Below are 19,384 nucleotides of genomic sequence, written 5' to 3' on the forward strand. Positions count from 1 at the left end.
GGATCCCAGCTTTCGCTGGGATGACAGAAAGGCCAGGATGTCAGAGATGCCGGATTGACTGAGATGCCGGAATGACAGAAGTGCTGGGATGACAGGACCGTAAGCAATTCCCAATAGATGAGACGAGGAGCAGATGGAATTCCCCGCGGAACCCTTCCGGATCAAGGTGGTGGAGCGCATCAAGCGCACGACGCGCGAAGAGCGTGAGCGCAAGATTGCCGAGGCCGGCTACAACGTCTTCGCCATTCCGGCCGAGGACATCTTCATCGACCTGCTGACCGACTCCGGCACCAGCGCCATGAGCGACAACCAGTGGGCCGGGATCATGCACGGCGACGAATCCTACGCCGGTGGCCGCAACTTCTTCCACCTCCAGGACGTGGTGCGGAAGATCTTCGGCTACGAGCACTTCATCCCCACCCACCAGGGCCGCGTGGCGGAAAACCTGCTCTTCTCCACCCTGCTCAGCCCGGGCAAGGTGGTGCCCAACAACATCCACTTCGATACCACGCGCGCCAACGTGCAGGCCAACGGCGGCCTGGCGCTGGACTGCGCGGCCAAGGTGGCCTACTGCCCGGACGAGGAGCATCCCTTCAAGGGCAACATGGACGTGGAGCTGCTCGAGAAGGCGATCCTCGAGCACGGCGTGGCCAACATCCCGGTGGTGATGCTCACCATCACCAACAACTCCGGCGGCGGCCAGCCCGTCAGCATGGAGAACGTGCGCCAGGTGAGCGCCCTGCTGCACAAGTACGGCATCCCGCTGTTCTTCGATGCCTGCCGCTTCGCCGAGAACTGCTGGTTCATCAAGCAGCGCGAGCCGGGCTACCAGGACAAGAGCGTGCTGGAGATCGCCCAGGAGCTGTTCAGCTACGGCGACGGCTGCACCATGAGCGCCAAGAAGGACGCGCTGGTGAACATCGGCGGCTTCCTCTGCACCAACGACGGCGAGCTGGCCCTGCGCATCAAGACCAAGCTCATCCTCATCGAGGGCTTCCCGACCTACGGCGGCCTGGCCGGCCGCGACCTGGAGGCCATCGCCCGCGGGCTGGAGGAGGTGGTGGACGAGGACTATCTAGCCTATCGCGTGGGCCAGGTCAAGGGCCTGGCCGACGAGCTGGAGGCCAACGGCATTCCCTTCATCAAACCGGCCGGCGGCCACGCCGTCTACCTCAACGCCAAGAAGTTCCTGCCGCACATCCCGCCGGAGCAGTTCCCGGGCCAGTCCCTGGCGGTGGAACTCTACCGCGAGGGCGGCGTGCGCGCCTGCGAGATCGGCAGCCTGATGTTCGGCGCCACGGAGGCTCCGGAGATGGAGCTGGTGCGGCTGGCCATTCCGCGCCGCGTCTACACCAGCGCCCACATGCAGTTCGTGGCGGACGTGCTGTGTCGCATCGCCGAGCGGAAGGAGAGCCTGCGCGGCTACCGGATCGTCTGGCAACCGCCCGTGCTGCGCCACTTCATGGCCAAACTGGAGCCCGTGGCCTGAGCGCCGCGATCCCAGCCGCGCGTCCCATCCGGGGCGTGCTCTTCGACATGGACGGCGTGCTGATCGACTCGCAGCCCAATCACGTGCGCGCCTGGCAGACGGTGTTCGCCCGGCGCGGCGTGGAGCTGGATCCCTACCTGCCCCTGCAGCGCGAGGGCGAGAAGGCGCTGGACACCTGCGGCTGGATCTGCGCCCAGGTGGGGCTGGCGCTCAGCTTGGCGGAGCGCGCGGAGTTGGTGGCCGAGAAGCGGAGCTACTTCCGCTCGCTTGCCGGCACGCTGCCCTTTCCGGAGGTGGCGGACGTCCTGGCCGGGTTGGCGGAACGCGGCATTCCGGCGGCCCTGGTGACGGGCTCCACGGTGGTCAACGCCCGGGCGATGATTCCCACGGAGATGTGGCGGATGTTCGCCGCGCACATCGCCGCGGAGGACGTGACACAAGGCAAGCCGCATCCCGAGGGCTACCGCAAGGGCTGCGCGGCGCTGGGGCTGGACCCGGTCGACTGCTTGGCCGTGGAGAACGCGCCCTTCGGCATCCAGGCCGCCCGGGCGGCGGGTTGCCGCGTGCTGGCCCTGACCACCACCCTGCCGGCCGAGCTGCTGGCGGGCGCGGACGAGATCAGCGACCGGCATCTGCGCGTGCTGGAGCTCATCGATGAAGACCGGACAATACCACAGAGACACGGAGGCACGGCCGAAGGATCGGCGTGAAGGCGCACAGCGGGACTGTGCCTCTGTGCCTCTGTGTTGAATGGGACAAGGTTAGCAGGGAGCGGACATGAACAGCATGGTGACCATCGACCGGCACATCCTCGAGGAAGAGAAGAGCGTGCCGGGCGCCACGGGCGCCTTTTCCGACCTGATCTACAGCATCGCCCTGGCGGGGAAGATCATCAACCGCGAAGTCAGCCGCGCCGGGTTGATCAACCTGCTGGGCAAGACCGGCGGAGTCAACGTGCAGGGCGAGACGGTCGCCAAGCTGGACGACTACGCCAACGACGTGCTGGTGAACACGCTCAGCCAGGGCGGGCGCGTCTGCGTCATCGGCTCCGAGGAGTGCGCCGAGGTGATCCATCCGCCCAACGTGGGCAAGGACGCCAAGTACGTCGTGCACTTCGACCCGCTGGATGGCAGCTCCAACATCGACGCCAACGTCAGCATCGGCACCATCTTCTCCATCAGCGAACGTGTCACGCCGCTGAACACGACGCCCACCGAGGAGGACGTGCTGCAGCCCGGCACGCGGATGATCGGCGCGGGCTACATCGTCTACGGCAGCTCCACCGTCATGGTCTACACGACCAAGAAGGGCACGGTGAACGGCTTCACGCTGGATCCCAGCGTGGGCGAATTCCTGCGCAGCCACCAGAACATCCGCACGCCGACCCGGGGCAAGATCCTCAGCTGCAACGTGGGCCACAGCCAGTACTGGGAGCCGGCCGTGGACCGCTTCATCCGCCAGGTCACCACGGAGGACAAGGAAGCGGGCCTGCCCTACACGCTGCGCTACATCGGCAGCCTGGTGGCCGACGTGCATCGCAACCTGCTTTACGGCGGGATCTTCCTCTATCCGCCCAACGTGCGCGGCAGCCTGCACCGCGGCAAGTTGCGCCTGCTCTACGAGGCCAACCCGCTGGCCATGGTGGTGGAGAACGCCGGCGGCCTGGCCTCCACGGGCGCGGGCCGCGTGCTGGATCTGCAGCCCACGGCCCTGCACCAGCGCACGCCGCTCTACATCGGCAGCCGCGACGACGTGCTGGAAATCGAGCGCCTTATCCGCGAACAGGCGCCGGAGGAGCGGGGCTGAGCATGACCCTATGATTCCGGAGTCCGGCGGGCCGGAGGAGCGAGGCTGAGCGGGATTGTGCTGTGCCGATGGACGGCACCGGCTGGTTTGGAATCGCCACTGCGCAGAAGCCCCCGACCCACGGGGGCTTCTGCTCTCAGGACGGGCTCGCGGAGCTGGGTCTGTTAGACTGGCATGAAGCTCAGGCGGTGCGCCGCGCGAGTCCGGACGCCGCCCCGAAGTCCTTGAGGCGCCTTGGGGCTGGCCGGTTTTTCCCTACATTTGCACAGCAAACGCGCAAGGGAAATCTCCCGGGTGCGCGAAAACGGTCAAGACACGAGGAGAACCGTTCGTGGCAAGCAAGCAGATGGTCTATTTCTTTGGCGACGGCAAAGCCGATGGCAACGCCGGCATGAAGGAAATCCTGGGCGGCAAGGGCGCCAACCTGGCGGAGATGAACCGCATCGGCGTGCCCGTCCCCGCGGGCTTCACGATCTCCACCGAGGTCTGCAAGCTCTTCGAGAAGACGGACGTCCAGGCCCCCAAGTGGCTGGTGAGCGAAGTCTACGCCAACCTGAAAAAGGTCGAGCAGGCCATGGGCGCCGTGTTCGGCGATGCCAAGAACCCGCTGCTGGTCTCCGTGCGTTCCGGCGCGCGCGACAGCATGCCCGGCATGATGGACACCATCCTCAACCTGGGCCTCAACGACAAGACCGTGGAGGCGCTGGCCGCCCGCACGGGCAACCCGCGCTTCGCCTGGGACAGCTACCGCCGCTTCGTCAGCATGTACGGCGACGTGGTGATGGGCATGCCCGAGGATCACAAGACCCACCGCGATCCCTTCGAGGTCCTGCTGGAGAAGAAGAAGGAGCAGCGCAAGGTCAAGTTCGACAACGAACTCACCGCCGAGGATTGGAAGGACCTGGTCGGCCAGTTCAAGGCCGCCATCCTCAAGGCCACGGGCAAGGCCTTCCCGGACGATCCCCGCGCGCAGCTCTGGGGCGCCATCAAGGCCGTGTTCGACAGCTGGCACAACCGCCGCGCCTACGAGTATCGCAAGATGAACGGCATCCCCCACGAGTGGGGCACGGCCGTCAACGTGCAGTCCATGGTCTACGGCAACATGGGCGACAACAGCGGCACGGGCGTGGCCTTCACGCGGGATCCGGCCACCGGCGAGCGCGTCTTCTTCGGCGAGTACCTGATCAACGCCCAGGGCGAGGACGTGGTGGCCGGCGTGCGCACGCCGCTGCCCATTTCCCAGCTCGACAAGGACATGCCCAAGGTCTACGCCCAGCTGACGGCCATCTACCAGAAGCTGGAGAAGCACTACCGCGACATGCAGGACCTGGAGTTCACCGTCCAGGAAGGCAAGCTGTGGATGCTCCAGACCCGCAACGGCAAGCGCACCGGGTTCGCAGCCATCAACATCGCCGTGGACATGGTCCGCGAGGGCTTGATCAATCCGCGCGAGGCCCTGCTGCGCCTGAAGGCCGACCAGCTGAACCAGATCCTCCAGCCGATTTTCGACCTGAAGGACAAGAAGAAGGCCATCGCCGAGGGTCGGCTGCTGGCCAAGGGGCTGAACGCCGGTCCGGGCGCCGCCTGCGGCCGCATCGCCTTCACGCCCGAGCGCGCCATGGAACTGGCCGCCAAGGACAAGGTGGTCCTCACCCGCGTGGAAACCAGCCCGGAGGACATCGCCGGCATGCAGGCGGCGGTGGGCATCCTGACGGCCCGCGGCGGCGCCACCAGCCACGCCGCGCTGGTCGCCCGCCAGATGGGCAAGGTCTGCGTGGCCGGCTGCGGCGCGCTGGACATCGACTACGTGGCCGGCACCATGAAAGTGAAGGGCTTCACGCTGAAGGAAGGCGACTGGCTCTCCATCGACGGCACCACGGGCGAAGTGATCGCCGGCGCCGTGGCCACCAGCGACTCCGAAGTGATCCAGGCCCTGCTGCCCAATCCCAAGCTCTCCAAGCCCGAGCAGAAGAAGCTGATGGCCGCCGCCAGCAAGGGCCGCGTCTACCAGAATTATCTGCAGATCATGAGCTGGGCCGACCAGTATCGCCGCCTCAAGGTGCGCACCAACGCCGACCAGCCGGATCAGGCCCAGTCCGCCGTGGCCTTCGGCGCCGAGGGCATCGGCCTCTGCCGCACGGAGCACATGTTCTTCGGTGAAGGCTCGAACAACGAGAAGATCAGCGCTGTGCGCGAAATGATCCTCTCCGGCAGCGAGGCCGGCCGCAAGGCCGCGCTGAAGAAGCTGCTGCCCATGCAGCGCAAGGATTTCGAGGGCATCTTCCTGGCCATGGGCGAGCGTCCCGTCACCATCCGCACGCTGGATCCGCCGCTGCACGAGTTCCTGCCCAACGACGAGGCCTCCCAGAAGGAGATCGGCGAGCGCATGGGCCTGAGCGTGGAGCAGGTGAAGGCCAAGGTGCACGCCCTGCACGAGAGCAACCCCATGCTGGGCCATCGCGGCTGCCGCCTGGGCATCACCTATCCCGAGATCACCGAGATGCAGGCCCGCGCGATCTTCGAGGCCGCGGCCACCGTGGCCGCCAAGGGCGTCAAGGTCCATCCCGAGGTGATGATCCCGCTGGTGGGCCACAAGAGCGAGCTGGTGGACCAGGCCGGCCGCGTGCGCGCCATCGCCGAGGAGATCGTCGCCAAGGCCAAGGTGAAGTTCCCCTACCTCATCGGCACGATGATCGAAGTGCCGCGCGCCGCGCTCACCGCCGGCGAGATCGCCACCGTGGCCGAGTTCTTCAGCTTCGGCACCAACGACCTCACCCAGATGGGCATGGGCATCAGCCGCGACGACGCCGGCGTCTTCCTGAAGGATTACGCGGAGCGCGGCGTGCTGGAATACAATCCCTTCGAGACTCTGGACACCACGGGCATCGGCCGGTTGATGCAGATCGCCTGCGCTGACGGCAGCGCCGCGCGCCCGGGCATCAAGCTGGGCATCTGCGGCGAGCACGGCGGCGACCCGGCTTCCATCGAGTTCTGCAACAAGCTGGGCTTGAATTACGTCAGCTGCAGCCCCTTCCGGGTGCCCATCGCCCGCCTGGCGGCCGCCATCGCCGAGCTGAAGCAGAACCCGCCCGCCAAGAAGGCTCCGGCCAAGAAGGCCGTTGCGAAGAAGGTGGCCAAGGTTGCGAAGCCGGCGGTGAAGCCTGTCGCGAAGAAGGTTGCGCCGAAGGTGGCCCCGAAGGCCGCCAAGCCGGTGGCGAAGAAGGCGCCGGCAAAGAAGGCCAAGTAAGCGCCGAATCCAGCCATTTATGGGAACGGGTCGCCGCAAGGCGGCCCGTTCTGCGTTGAACCACAAAGACATCGGAAGAGATTTAACCACAAAAACACAAGGATCACAAATAAGAGAATCAATAATGGCACAAGATGGAGACTTGGTCGTATAAGGTAGAAAAAAACTATAAAATTGATAGCAAGCTGACAACATGGGAAAGACATCTGACTATCTTATCAGATTTTTATCTGTTTTGTATTCATGGTTAGTGTCTTATATTGTTTTGTAAGAATCAAACACGATTTTCTTAATACTGGATGATAAATGGCGGGCAAGTTCCAGAAGGGATATAACCACAAAAACACAAAGACCACAAATAGGAGAATCAATAAAAATACAAATTGAAACGCGATTTATAATCTCGCTTTAATTATGACAATTGAAAGTGAGTTGATGGCAGCAGACAAATATCCGACCATTGTACCAACTTACTATTTATTACATTTTCATGAATTAGAGTTTCATTATGTTTTGTAAGAATCAAACAAGATTTTCTTGAAATTCAGTTAGAATGACAAATTAGAGATAGGGTGTGAGTTGAATAATTCGTAATAAAATCTGATTTGTGTCATTTGTGTTTTTGTGGTTAAATTCTTCTTTATGATTTATGTGGATTGAGTTGTGGTTGCCTGGAGATGTCACCAGATGAGCTTGCGGATTTCGAACCTGGGGCCACCAAAATTGATCAACAGCGCGTGCCGTCTTCGGGCCGCTCTAAGGTAACCGATGACTTGTCCGATGTGATCGTTGTTCAGGTTCCTAACCGCCTTCAGCTCGATCAGCAGCCCACCTTCAATCACCAGATCGGCAAAGTACTCGCCCAGGACAGTTCCATCCTCATCCAGTACCTGCAAGGGTACTTGGGCTTCCACCTGTAGCCCCAGCATGGAGAGTCGGTGCTCCAGGCCATGTTGGTAGACCTTTTCCAGGTGCCCATGGCCCAGGTACCTGTGCAGGGCATAGGCAGCCTCGCGAACCCGATCGCATAGGTGCTGGACCTCCAAATCCCGCGCGCGTGGGTTGTCCAGCAGATCAGATTGATTCGCCGTGTGCATGGGGGAGCTTGGCGCAACAGCAGGGCTTCCACAAGTACTTGTGGCGGTCGGTGGAGTGGATTTCCGCCCAGTGTACGGGAACCCCGACAGCTGTCAGTAGCGGGTCCCCACCGCCGCATCCATGGGGAAAGCCGCATCGATGCGGGCGAGGTCCTCCGCCGTCAGGGTCACTTCCAGCGCACCCAGGTTCTGCTCCAGGTAGCTGCGCCGCTTCGTCCCCGGAATGGCGACGATGTCTTCGCCCTGGGCCAACACCCAAGCCAGCGCCAACTGGGAGGGCGTGATTTGCTTGTCCCGGGCGATCTCGCTGATGCGTTCCACCAGCTCCAGGTTCTTGCCGAAATTCTCGCCCTTGAAGCGCGGATTGGTCCGCCGCCAGTCATCCGCGGCCAGGTCTTCGAAGCGCTGGATCTGCCCGGTCAGGAAGCCGCGCCCCAGCGGACTGTAGGCGACAAAACTGATCCCCAGCTCGCGGGTCGTGGCCAGGATTCCGCGCTCGGGCTCGCGGCTCCAGAGCGAATACTCGGTTTGGAGCGCGCTGATGGGATGCACCGCGTGGGCCCGCCGCACCTGCTCCGGCTCGGCTTCCGACAGCCCCAGATAGCGGACTTTGCCCGCCTGCACCAGTTCGGCCATGGCGCCCACGGTCTCCTCGATGGGGACCTGCGGATCCACCCGGTGCTGATAGTACAGGTCGATGTGCTCCAGCCCCAGCCGCTGAAGCGACGCGTCACAGGCCGCGCGCACGTAGTCGGGCCGCCCGCTGATGCCCAGGAATCCGCCCTGCTCGCTGCGCATGACGCCGAACTTGGTGGCGATCACCGCCGCGTCCCGCCGCCCCGCCAGGGCCCGCCCCACCAACCGCTCATTGGTCCAGGGGCCGTACATGTCGGCGGTGTCGAAGAAGTTGACGCCCAGTTCCAGCGCCCGCTGCAGGGTAGCGATGGACTCGTCCTCCTGCCCGCCGCCGTAGAAGTCCGACATCCCCATGCAGCCCAAGCCGATGGCGGAAATCGTCAACTCGCTGTGACCTAACGCGTGGTGTCTCATGGCTGCAACTCGCATTGATTAGATCCCGGGCTCCCCACGAGCATCGAAAGGAGCTGTTCAACTGGCTGGTGGGTAAGATAGGAGGCAGTGTTGGCTGATGATGGGGTTTTCGGCCATGTGTACGGAATCTTGCCAGGTGAACGTCAATGAAAACGCCCCGGACCTCGCGGCCCGGGGCGTGCAGATGCTGATGGGTGGTGACGGGTGTCGTCCCCGCTTAGAACTGGTCGTCGGCGCGCACCCGGTAGAAGCGCTTCTCGTTGCCCACCGGCTGGGGCAGCAGGAACAGCGGCTCACTGGTTGTGCCCAGCAGGGTGCCGGCGCTGGCCGGCGCCCAGGGCGTGGGGATCTCGTAGACGTGGTAGCGCACGCCGTTGCGCTCGGGCAGGTGCTGGCCGTTCACGGTGCCGGTGGTCACCGGTTGCCAGCCGAGGAGCAGGCCCTCCGCCGGTTGGGCAAGCGTGGCCAGCAGCTGCGGCGCGTCGGGCGGCACGTTGTCCAGGCTGGTGCCGGTCAGCACTTCGCTTTCGCTGAGCACGGCGCCGGCGTGCCAGAGGACTTTCAGCTGCGTGGGCCAGGGCTGGCCGTCCAGGCGGTCCGCCAGCGTCTCCACCACTTGGGCGTACTGGGCGTGGCGGGCGGCGGGCAGGCTGCCCAGCCAGCTCCAGGCGCTGCCGTCGCGCTCCCAGGTGAAGGCCGCGCCCGTCTCCATCGCCGCCTCGGCTTGACTGCGCGTGTGTACCACCGGCAGGGCGGCAGGGGCTCCGGCCGCGGCGCTGAACAGCGTGTCCAGCCGCCAGAGGCTGTAGAACCAGTCGCCGTTAGCCTGGGCCAGATCCATGCTGGAGGCATTCCACACCAGTTGCAGGCGTCCGCCCTGATCCTCGGGCACGTCCACGGCGGCGCTGGCCACGGGCGCGCTCTGGTCGTAGTAGTGGTAGCCGATGTCCGCCGGCGTCAGGTCCGGGTCGGCGGCGCTGAGCAGGCTGCCCGCGTCGATCACCGGCGAACCCGCCAGCGGCCGGTGCTGGGCGTCCAGCAGGGGATCCGCGTCCAGCAGGCCCGCGCCGAGCACCACCTGGGACAAGCCGTCCTGCGTGCAGCGAGCGGCGCCGCCGGGCAGCACGCCGTAGGTCAGCGCGACGAAGGAGCCGCTCTCGGCCTGCACCTCGGCGGGCGTCGCCGGGTTGTCCAGCACGCAATTCACCAGCTCCAGGCTGGAGGCCCCGCTCACGTGCAGCGCGGTGCCCGCGTTGTCCCGCAGGGTGAAATCCTCCAGCGTCATCGTGCAGGTCTGGGCCGACAGGGCTTGCAGGGGGCTTTCACTGATCAGCACTCGGCGCATGAGCGCGGGGCCGTCCCAACCCAGCGACCACAGCCGCAGGCCCAGGCCGTTGCCCACCAGTTCCAGATCCTCCATCGTGCCCGAATTCCCATAGAGGTAGAGTCCGGTCGCGCAGCCCTCCACCCGGATGTGGGACAGGTCCAGCGGCGAGTAGCTGAGCGACAGGCCCACTGCCCCCGGGCAATCGCGGACCCGCAGGTGGTGGAGGCTGTGGCGCCCGCCGGTGGCGCCGCCGTAGATGGTCAGCCCGTTGACTCCGGTTCGGGTGTGTTCCACCACGCAGTGACTCAGCTCCACTTGGGCGTCGGATTCCGGCGCCGCATAAATGCCGGTCCAATTCACGCCGGTGAAGCGGATGCTGTCGGCTTCGCTGCCGATGGCGCGGAAGTCGTCGTACACCTGCAGGCCGTAGCCCGCGGCGAAGTTCAGCGTCACGCCGGGCAGGATAGTGGTGCGCCGGCCGCTGACCTTCCAGTCCGCGTGGAGGAGTCCGTCGGGATCCACCAGCTGGGACGCGTTGGCCACCAGCGCGGGCATGCGGCGTTTGGCGCCGCCCAGCTTGACCAGGGGCCGCCGGGAAAAGACAACCCCGACATTCGTGCCCAGCAGGTTGAATGAAGGCGTGCTGTTGTAGATGCCGGTGCGCAGGCAGGGTTCGGTGGTGGCCACGGTGCTCCAGTAGCTGTCGTTGCCCTGCACGGACTTGTTCATCACCAGATCTACCAGCAGGTCCCGGCTGCTGTCGAAGCTGTGGTTGTTGGAGAAGCTGAAGAGCACCCAGCCCGGAGTGTTGGGGATGACGGCGACGGACTGGCGGCACAGGGTCAGGCCCCCGTTGACGAAGCGGGACAGATTCATGCTGTCCAGATCCGTCTGGGTGGCGTTCTTCAGCCGGATGAACAGTTGATCGACGGAGTACCCGACCGAGCTGTCCAGGTAAAGCGAGAGCGAGCTGATCGATTCGCCGGACTCCAGCCGCAGTTCCTCCTTGGGAATGATGAATTGGAAGCGTGAATCCGAGTAGTAGGTGTCGATGGGGTAGAAGGATGGCGCCGTCTCCCCGAAACCGATGCGCACATCCGCCCGGGCCGCCGGCCCACCCAGCAGCACGGTGCAAAGCAGCCACAATCCGCTGATCCAATGCCTTGTCATGATGGTCCTTTTCGGTTATTGTGGTCCAGCTAGGCAAGCGGAGTGCCAACGGCGGGATGGCCCTGAATGAGGGGTAGCCTCTCCATCTTGTGGTGGCGTGAAGCCTCCTTGCATTTAAATCAGTACGCGTGGCAGATCGACTTTGACAGTCATACGTTTAACATGGACAGGGGTGTACGATTTCGGGCATGGGCGCCGGGTCCGGCTGGGTCCGCCGCGCCACGTTTTGGTCCATTGTTGAAAGGAAAGGGGCATCATGCGCACGGCACTGGTCACGGGCGGCAATCGCGGCATCGGGCTGGAGGTCTGCCGCCAACTGGCCGGGCAGGGCGTCCACGTTCTGCTGGGCAGCCGGAACTACGAAGCGGGCGCCGAAGCGGCCCGCGAACTGGCTGCCGCCGGGCTGGTGGAATGCCTGGAACTGGACGTGGCCGACCCGGCCTCCATCCTCACTTGCCGGCAACTGCTGCAGCTGCGCCACCTGCGGGTGGACATCCTGGTGAACAACGCCGCCGTCCTGGCCCGTGGCGGCGCGCTGGAGCTGGCCGAGGACGAGTGGCTGGAGGCCGTCCAGGTCAATCTGCTGGGCGCCCTGCGTTGCTGCCGAGCCTTCCTGCCCGGCATGGTGGAGGCCGGCTGGGGCCGGGTGGTAAACGTCTCCTCGGGCTACGGCTCCTTCGCCCAGGGCCTGACGGGGCCGGCGGCCTACAGCGTCAGCAAGGCGGCGCTCAACGCCCTGACCCTCAGCCTGGCCCGCGAGCTGCCGGAGACGGTCAAGGTCAACGCTGTCAGCCCGGGCTGGGTGCGCACCCGGATGGGCGGGGCCGACGCCGCCCGCAGCCCGGAAGAGGGCGCGCGCGGGCTGGTGCGGCTGGCCCTGCTGCCCGACGACGGCCCCACGGGCGGCTTCTTCCGCGACGAAGAGTCGCTGGCCTGGTAGCCGCGGCGACGGCAACCCGGCGGTTCCGGGCGGCCACTTTTCTCGCCGCCCGGCTCAATTCTGTTGTTCGGCAGCTTTGCGGAAGGCATGTTGAGCGCAGTCCAACCAAGCACCCAGGAGCCATCGTGAATCTTTCGCACCGCCCGCTTGCGCTGCTCGCCATGTTGTTGTCTCTGGGCGGACCCGCGGGTGCCGTCTGGACCGTGGGGAGCACGCCCACCGACTTCACCTGCACGGACTGGAACGGCCAGAGCTGGAACCTCTACGCCCAGCGCGGCAAGGTCGTCCTGCTCAACTTCGGCGCCACGTGGTGACCCTCCTGTAACGCCGAGTTTCCGGTGTTGCAGACCAATTTCGAGGCTTCCTACAGCTCGTCGTCCTTCGAAGTCGTCCACATCGACACGGACAACGCCACCGCTAGCATCCTGCACTCCCACTGGGATCCCGACAATCCCAGCTTCCCCGTGCTGGTGGGCTGCGGTTCGATCTACAGCCAGTACGGCAACGGCTACATCCCCTACAACGTGATCCTCGATCCCGACGGCGTCGTGCGCTACATGGCTGCGGGCTTCAGCGAGTCCGCCCTGCACGCCGTGATCCAGCAGAACATGAACATGGCGCACCCCTTCTTCGAACTGGCGGAGTTCGACCTTTTGGGCGATGACAACGGCGACGGCCGGCCCGATCCGGGCGAGACGGTGAACTTCCGCGTGCGTCTGCAGAACAGCATCAACGCCCAGGCCGCCACCGGCATCAGCGTGGTCTTCAGCACCGACGACGGCGCGCTGACGGAAACCCAGACCGCCGCCACGCTGCCCGGGCTGGCCCCGGGGGAGTCCGCCTTCAGCGGGCAGGAATTCCAGTTCAGCGTCGCGGCGGACGCGCTGCCCCACTGGGCCAATTTCCACTTCACCATCACGGCTACCCACGCCGGCGGCACCTGGACGCAGACCTTGGGCAGCTCCCGGCGCATCGCTCGGCCGGACCTTCTGGTGGTGGATTCCGACGGCAGCCTGGACGACAACGAGACCTTCATCCAGACGGCTCTCGGCGGCTTGGGACTGGATTACGACATGTGGACGCCGGAGGCCGACGGCGACCTGCCCGTGGCGGAGGTCCTGGCCTACGACCAGCTCATCTGGCTGGGCGGCCGGCGCGACCCGGACATCAACCCGGCGGAGCGCGCGGCGCTGACCGCCTTCCTGGACCGCGGCGGCCTGCTGCTCCTGTCCAGCCAGTACGCCTCCAGCGAGCCGCTCAACAGCGGGCTGGCCCAGCGCTGCGGCGTGCAGACCTTGGCCACCGCGCCGGGCATCCTGTTCCTGGCCACGACGCCGGCCGTGGACCCCTGGTTCGGCGACATGAGCTTCGTGCTGACGGGCGCGCCGGGCGCGGGCAACTGTCTGCAGCCGGACAACCTGTCCGTGCTGCCCGAGGGCCAACTGCTGGCCACCTGGACCCAGGGCGCGCTGGCCCAGGCGGCGGCCTATCGCATCCAGGGCGGCTACAACATGGTCTACTGCGGCTTCCCCATCGAGGCCCTGCGCATCCACTCCTCGCGGCCCAACTCGGTGACCCTCTCCACCTTCCTGCAGCGGGTGTTCGCGTTCCACGCCGCCAATCCGCCCCAGCCGCTGGCTCCCGTCACGGACTTGCGGCTGGAGTGCGCCTCGGGCGGCTGCCAGTTGTCCTGGTCGCCCGTGGCCAACGCCGGTAGTTATCGCGTCTACCAGTCCGCGGAGCCCTGGACCTTCCCGGAGCTGCCCTTGCTGGAGACCAGCGCCACCTCGGTGCCGCTGCCGGCCGGCGAACCGGGCCGGGCTTTCTACCAAGTGCGCAGCCAGCACTGAGGGAGCCCGGCCCAGGCGGGCTCCGGGGCGGCCGGACTCAGGCGGCCATGGAGCCCAGGGCGCGGGTCTGCAGGCTGGTGAGCAGCACGCCCTGGCTTTCGGCCCAGCGGCGCAGCCGGCCTTCCAGCTCCGCCGGCTGACCCAGGAAGACGGAGAAGTCCGGATCCACCAGCACCACGTGGCGCGTGCCGGACTGCGAGACGACCTCCAGCAGGGTCTCCAGCCAGAGTTTGGACGCGCCCAGCCGGCTGGCCAGATCCCGGGCCCGCAGACCGTTCACGTCCAGACAGACGCCGCCCCAGGCCACCAGCCCCAGCAGACGCAACTCCCCGACGTTGCGCTGAAAGCTGATCATCAACGGCTTCAGGTTCTTGGTGTTCATCGTGGTCTCTCCCCTGTTTTGAACGGGGGACAAGAAGCAGGGGGGGTGGGACATGGATCGCCAATCCAGCCCCACCAACAAGTTTTTTTAACAGGATCATGGGAAAGAGCTTGGAGCCGCCCCTGCTCAGCCCTATTTTCGTTCGCCTTTGGAACCAGGGGGGTTTTGTGAATCACTCGCGCATCCGGTTCGGCATGCTGCGCCCCGCCCAGGCGGGCTGAACGCGGGTGATTCCGGGGTCCCGGAATCGCTCCCATCCCCTGCACCTTCCGCTCTTCCCTTCGCCAACCAATGGGCTGTCCCGCTCGGGTCTGGGCCTTGCCGAGACCGGCGACGACGGCCGTTTCAAGCTTCAGCCATCAGCCATCCGCCTCGCGCGCTGCGGGGCCGAACATCGGGAGACGTGCATATGAAACACAAGCTGGCCGTTGGATTGGCCACGCTGGGTCTCGCTCTGGTCGCACAGGCGCAGTACAACGTGGGCGACGTGCCCGCGGACTTCACCTGCGACGACTGGAACGGGGGCAGCTGGAACCTGGAGTCCTTCCGTGGCAAGGTCGTCGTGCTCAACTTCGGCGCCACGTGGTGACCGGGTTGTAACACCGAGTTTCCGGTGATTCAATCCGATTTCGAAGAAGTCTACGATCCCGCCGCGGTGGAAATCGTCCACGTCGACACCGACAACATCAGCGCCGCCGCCCTGCACGCCCACTGGGACGTCCACGATCCCACCTTCCCCGTGCTGGTGGGTTGCGGCGACGTCTACGGCGACTTCGGCGACGGCTACATCCCCTACAACGCCATCCTCGACACCGAAGGCGTGGTGCGGTACACGTCGAGCGGTTTCGATGACGCGGCCATGCACGCCATCATCGAGCAATACATGGCGGTGGACTTCCCCGTCTTCGCCATCCATGAGCTGACGGTGACTGGGGATGACAACGCCGACGGCCGGCCCGATGCCGGCGAGAGTGTCGAGTTCGTGGTGGACGTGCGCAACAGCCCCATCGCCGTGCCGGCCACGGGCTGCACGGTGACCATGACCTGCAGCGACCCCGAAGTCACCATCACCAACGCCACGGTGAGCTACCCGGCCGCCAATCCCGGCGAGGTGGTGACCGGCGGCAGCGCCTTCGCGTTCACGGTGGCCGCGGGCATCACGCCGCACTGGGCCACTTTCACCTTCAACTACTCGGCCACCTACGCCGGCGGCACGCAGACGGGCTCCTTCGAGCACGTCCAGCGCATGGGCCGGCCGAACCTCCTGCTGGTGGACAGCGACGGCGGCCAGGACGACAACGAGACCTTCGTGCAGACGGCCCTGCTGGCCCTCGGCATGGAATCCGACGTGTGGTCGGCCGCCGGCACGCTGACGGGCGCTGAGCTCGGCCGCTACCCGCGGGTCATCTGGCTGGGCGGCGTCAATGAGACGGACATGAGCGACGGCGAGGAAGCCGGCCTGCGCGCCTTCGTGGACGCGGGCGGCCAGCTGCTGCTCTCCAGCCAGTACCTGTCGGACAACCCCGACCGGCTGGACTTCCTCCAGGACGTGTTCGGCGTGACGGTGGCCGACGACGACGGCGGCACCATCTTCCTGATGTCCTGCCCGGCCGGCGATCCCTACTTCGGCGGCGCGGCCATGGTCATTTCCGGCAACCAGGCCGCCAACAACAACGAGGATCCCGACATCCTGGCCAGCGACGGCAGCACCACGGTCTTCGCCACTTGGAACCAGGCGGCCAATGCGCCGGCGGCGGTCTACACCACGACCCCGGGCCACAAGGCCATCTTCTGCGGCTTCCCGGTGGAGGCCAACCGCGTGCACAGCTCGGCCCCCGGCTCGGTGACGGTCCAGGGCTTCCTGGAGCGGGCGCTGGCCTACTTCGGCGAAGTCTCGATGGACGAGCCGACCCCCGTGCAGGTGAGCGACTTCCGCCTGCTGAGCGCAGCGCCCAACCCCTTCAATCCCACCACCAGCGTGGAATTCCAGCTGGGTCGGGCGGGTGACGTGGAGCTGGGCCTGTTCAACCTGCAGGGCCAGGCAGTCCGCAGCTTCGGCGCCGGCCCCCGCGCCGCCGGCATCCACCAGGCCACGGTGGAAGCCCGCGATCTGGCCAGCGGCCTCTACCTGATCCGCCTGTTCGTGGACGGACAGCCCCAGGACGCGATGAAGGTGATGCTGGTCAAGTAGTTTTCACCAGCGAACTTCACTAGCCAACCCTCAGAAAACGCCTCCGGATTCCCTCACAGGGAGTCCGGAGCGCGTTTTCTCTTTGCACTTTTTCTCTTGAGGAATGCCCCGCTGGATTAGGATCTTCAACTGAACGGGTCTACGAACGTCCCTAACAAAATCAGTTGACGATCAGCGCAAGCGGAAGGATTCCCCATGAAGCGCCTGTTATTGGTTGGACTGTTCGGGCTGCTGGGCGTGGCCCGGGCCGAATACGCGGTGGGCGTCGTTCCCCCCGACTTCACCTGCACGGATTGGAACGGCAACACCTGGAACCTGGCGGACAATCTGGGCAAGGTCGTGCTGCTCAATTTCGGCGCCACTTGGTGCGGGCCCTGCAACGATGAAATGCCCGAGCTGCAGTCCGAATTCTACGAGACCTACGACCCGGCGGGCTTCGCCATCGTGCACATCGACACGGACGGCATCACGGCCCAGGCCCTGCACAACCACTGGGACGCGCTGGGCGTGACCTTCCCCGTGCTGGTGGGCTGCGACGACCTCTACAGCGACTACGGCGACGGCTACATTCCCTACAACTGCCTGCTGGACACCGAGGGGGAAATCCTCTACGCCGGCTCCGGCTACAACCCCGGCACCCTGCACGCGCTCATCGAAGCCAACATGAGCATCGACCACCCGGTCTTCGCCCTCCAGGGGTTGAGCGTCACGGGTGACGACAACGGCGACGGCCGGCCCGACGCCGGCGAGTCTGTCCAGTTCGTGGTGGACGTGCGCAACAGCCCCATCGCCGTGCCCGCCACGGCCTGCACGGTGACCCTGAGCTGCGACGACCCCGCCGTGACCATCACCAACGGCACCGTGAGCTATCCCGCCGCCGACCCGGGCGAGACCGTGGCCGGCGCCGGCAGCTTCGCCTTCACCGTGGCGGACGGGATCACGCCGCACTGGGCCACCTTCACTTTCTCCTACAGCGCGCCCTACGCCGGCGGCACGGCCACGGGCGAGATGCTCCACGAACAGCGCATGGGCCGCCCCAACCTGCTGCTGGTGGACAGCGACGGCGCAACGGACGACAACGAGAGCTTCGTGCAGACGGCCCTGACCGCCTTGGGGATGGAGTCCGACCTGTGGACGGCCGCCGGCGCCCTGACCGGCACGGAGATGGGCCGCTACACGCGGATCATCTGGCTGGGCGGCGTCAATGAGACGGACATGAGCGACGACGAGGAAGCCGGCCTGCGCGCCTTCGTGGACGCGGGCGGCCAGCTGCTGCTCTCCAGCCAGTACCTGTCGGACAACCCCGCGCGGCTGGACTTCCTCCAGGAGGTCTTCGGCGTGACGGTGGCCGACGACGACGGCGGGAACATCTTCCTGATGTCCTGCCCCGCCGGCGATCCCTACTTCGGCGGCGCGGCGATGGTCATCTCCGGCAACCAGGCCGCCAACAACAACGAGGATCCCGACGTCCTGGCCAGCGACGGCAGCAGCACGGTCTTCGCCACGTGGACCCAGGCGGGCAACGCGCCGGCGGCCGTCTACACCACGGCGGCCGGCCGCCAGGCCATCTTCTGCGGCTTCCCGGTGGAGGCCAACCGCGTGCACACGTCGGCCCCCGGCTCGGTGACGGTCCAGGGCTTCCTGGAGCACGCCCTGGCCTACTTCGGCGAGGTGGCGGTGGACGAGCCCGCCCCGCTGGTGGCCAGCGGCTTCCGCATCCTGGGCGCCACGCCCAACCCCTTCAACCCCGTCACCCGGCTGGACTACCGGCTGGAGGCGGCCGGCGACGTCAGCGTCTCCCTGTTCAACGTGCTGGGGCAGGAAGTGCGGCGCCTGGTGCCGGGCGCGCGGCCGGCCGGCGAGCACAGCCTGCTGCTGGACGCCTCCGACCTGGCCAGCGGCCTCTACCTGGCCCGCTTGAGCGTGAACGGCCAGGCCCGCGACACCCACAAGCTGATGCTGGTGAAGTGATCCCGATCCACTGGCGACCCAATCCCCGGTCCGCTCGCGGGCCGGGGATTTCATTTTCTGTGCAGCCGGCTCCCCGCCGGAGGCTCTTCTGTCTCCGTGCCGCGTCCTCCGCGCCCCCCCGATTGGCAAGATGTGCAGGCAGCGGATGGTCCCTGGAACATTTTGAATGAGAATGAAAAAACGGACTGGAATCCCAGCAGTTGAGCGTTACATTCCCGCGTCGCTGATTGCGCACAGTCTTGCTCGGCATGCAGATCCGCTGAGGAGAATCCGGCCCTCGAGGGGTCTGCGGGCGGTTGCGAGATGGGCGAAATCGGCGGCTTGATGCAAAACGAGGCAGCTCCGGTCTGACAAGTTCAAGGCACGGCGTGGTTCCTCACAGTTCTTCTTCCAACAGGAGTCTCTTTCGATGAGCAAGAAGTTGTACGTCGGCAACTTGAACTTCGCCATGGCCAACCAGGACCTTGAGGAGCTGTTCAGCCCGTACGGGCAGGTCAGTTCCGCCACCGTGATCATGGATCGCGAAACGGGTCGTTCCAAGGGCTTTGGCTTTGTGGAAATGAATAATGACAACGAAGCCCAGGCTGCCATCTCCGCGCTGAACGGCAAGGAGATCAACGGTCGCGCGCTCACCGTGAACGAGGCTCGCCCCCGCGAAGAGGGTGCCCGTCCGCGTAGCGGTGGCGGCGGCGGCTTCGGCGGCGGTGGTGGCGGCGGTCGCGGCGGCTTCGGCGGCGGCGGCGGCGGCAACCGCGGCGGCAGCGGTGGTGGCGGCGGTTACGGTGGTGGCGGCGGCAACCGTCGCTTCTAGTTCCTCCGTCTTCGGCTGAACACAAGAACCCCAGCTTTCGCCGGATCGGAAGC

General features: G+C 65.7%; 15 protein-coding genes. 11 read left to right on the plus strand and 4 right to left on the minus strand.

Annotated features, from left to right (window positions below; all coding sequences use genetic code 11):
- The first annotated feature begins 133 nt into the window (after positions 1 to 133).
- The 4 genes from WC326_03945 (at position 134) to ppdK (ending at position 6,542) form a co-directional block, all read left to right on the plus strand.
- Positions 134 to 1,489 (plus strand): tryptophanase, encoded by a 1,356-nt coding sequence (locus WC326_03945; protein ID MFA7330206.1) that lies wholly within the window; start codon positions 134 to 136, stop codon positions 1,487 to 1,489.
- Positions 1,490 to 1,524: 35 nt separating this feature from the next.
- Complete coding sequence (locus tag WC326_03950; GenBank protein ID MFA7330207.1) at positions 1,525 to 2,199, plus strand: HAD family phosphatase; 675 nt, start codon at positions 1,525 to 1,527, stop codon at positions 2,197 to 2,199.
- A gap of 67 nt (positions 2,200 to 2,266) precedes the next feature.
- Positions 2,267 to 3,295, plus strand: a complete 1,029-nt coding sequence (gene fbp / locus WC326_03955) for a class 1 fructose-bisphosphatase (protein ID MFA7330208.1) — start codon at positions 2,267 to 2,269, stop codon at positions 3,293 to 3,295.
- Positions 3,296 to 3,641: 346 nt separating this feature from the next.
- Positions 3,642 to 6,542 (plus strand): pyruvate, phosphate dikinase, encoded by a 2,901-nt coding sequence (gene ppdK / locus WC326_03960; GenBank protein ID MFA7330209.1) that lies wholly within the window; start codon positions 3,642 to 3,644, stop codon positions 6,540 to 6,542.
- 680 nt (positions 6,543 to 7,222) lie between these two features.
- On the opposite strand, the gene WC326_03965 is transcribed toward ppdK, so the two are convergent.
- From WC326_03965 to WC326_03975, 3 genes are all read right to left on the minus strand, one after another.
- Positions 7,223 to 7,639: a GxxExxY protein gene (locus tag WC326_03965; GenBank protein MFA7330210.1), complete on the minus strand. Its 417-nt coding sequence runs from the start codon at positions 7,637 to 7,639 to the stop codon at positions 7,223 to 7,225.
- Positions 7,640 to 7,732: 93 nt separating this feature from the next.
- Positions 7,733 to 8,689 carry an aldo/keto reductase gene (locus tag WC326_03970; protein ID MFA7330211.1) on the minus strand — a complete coding sequence of 319 codons (957 nt, stop codon included), beginning with the start codon at positions 8,687 to 8,689 and terminating at the stop codon, positions 7,733 to 7,735.
- Positions 8,690 to 8,906: 217 nt separating this feature from the next.
- The gene (locus WC326_03975) at positions 8,907 to 11,186 is read right to left on the minus strand and encodes a hypothetical protein (GenBank protein ID MFA7330212.1); all 2,280 of its coding nucleotides are present in this window, start codon (positions 11,184 to 11,186) and stop codon (positions 8,907 to 8,909) included.
- Between the two features lie 256 nt (positions 11,187 to 11,442).
- On the opposite strand from WC326_03975, the gene WC326_03980 reads away from it, so the two are divergent.
- From WC326_03980 to WC326_03990, 3 genes are all read left to right on the plus strand, one after another.
- A complete protein-coding gene (locus WC326_03980; protein MFA7330213.1) occupies positions 11,443 to 12,126 on the plus strand; it encodes an SDR family NAD(P)-dependent oxidoreductase in 684 nt (227 codons plus the stop codon).
- Between the two features lie 125 nt (positions 12,127 to 12,251).
- Positions 12,252 to 12,440, plus strand: a complete 189-nt coding sequence (locus WC326_03985; protein MFA7330214.1) for a hypothetical protein — start codon at positions 12,252 to 12,254, stop codon at positions 12,438 to 12,440.
- Between the two features lie 24 nt (positions 12,441 to 12,464).
- On the plus strand, positions 12,465 to 13,976 hold the full coding sequence (locus WC326_03990) for a hypothetical protein (GenBank protein MFA7330215.1): 1,512 nt from the start codon (positions 12,465 to 12,467) through the stop codon (positions 13,974 to 13,976).
- A gap of 37 nt (positions 13,977 to 14,013) precedes the next feature.
- On the opposite strand, the gene WC326_03995 is transcribed toward WC326_03990, so the two are convergent.
- Positions 14,014 to 14,358, minus strand: coding sequence for a hypothetical protein (locus tag WC326_03995; protein ID MFA7330216.1), 345 nt, complete (start codon positions 14,356 to 14,358; stop codon positions 14,014 to 14,016).
- Positions 14,359 to 14,767: 409 nt separating this feature from the next.
- Between WC326_03995 and WC326_04000 the strand changes: the two genes are divergently transcribed.
- The 4 genes from WC326_04000 (at position 14,768) to WC326_04015 (ending at position 19,331) form a co-directional block, all read left to right on the plus strand.
- Positions 14,768 to 14,947: a hypothetical protein gene (locus tag WC326_04000; protein ID MFA7330217.1), complete on the plus strand. Its 180-nt coding sequence runs from the start codon at positions 14,768 to 14,770 to the stop codon at positions 14,945 to 14,947.
- Between the two features lie 24 nt (positions 14,948 to 14,971).
- Positions 14,972 to 16,549: a T9SS type A sorting domain-containing protein gene (locus WC326_04005; protein ID MFA7330218.1), complete on the plus strand. Its 1,578-nt coding sequence runs from the start codon at positions 14,972 to 14,974 to the stop codon at positions 16,547 to 16,549.
- Positions 16,550 to 16,744: 195 nt separating this feature from the next.
- Complete coding sequence (locus WC326_04010; protein MFA7330219.1) at positions 16,745 to 18,520, plus strand: redoxin domain-containing protein; 1,776 nt, start codon at positions 16,745 to 16,747, stop codon at positions 18,518 to 18,520.
- A gap of 409 nt (positions 18,521 to 18,929) precedes the next feature.
- Complete coding sequence (locus WC326_04015; GenBank protein ID MFA7330220.1) at positions 18,930 to 19,331, plus strand: RNA-binding protein; 402 nt, start codon at positions 18,930 to 18,932, stop codon at positions 19,329 to 19,331.
- The last annotated feature ends 53 nt before the right edge of the window (positions 19,332 to 19,384 follow it).

This window comes from Candidatus Delongbacteria bacterium (assembly GCA_041675285.1).
Classification (GTDB): domain Bacteria; phylum CAIWAD01; class CAIWAD01; order CAIWAD01; family CAIWAD01; genus CAIWAD01.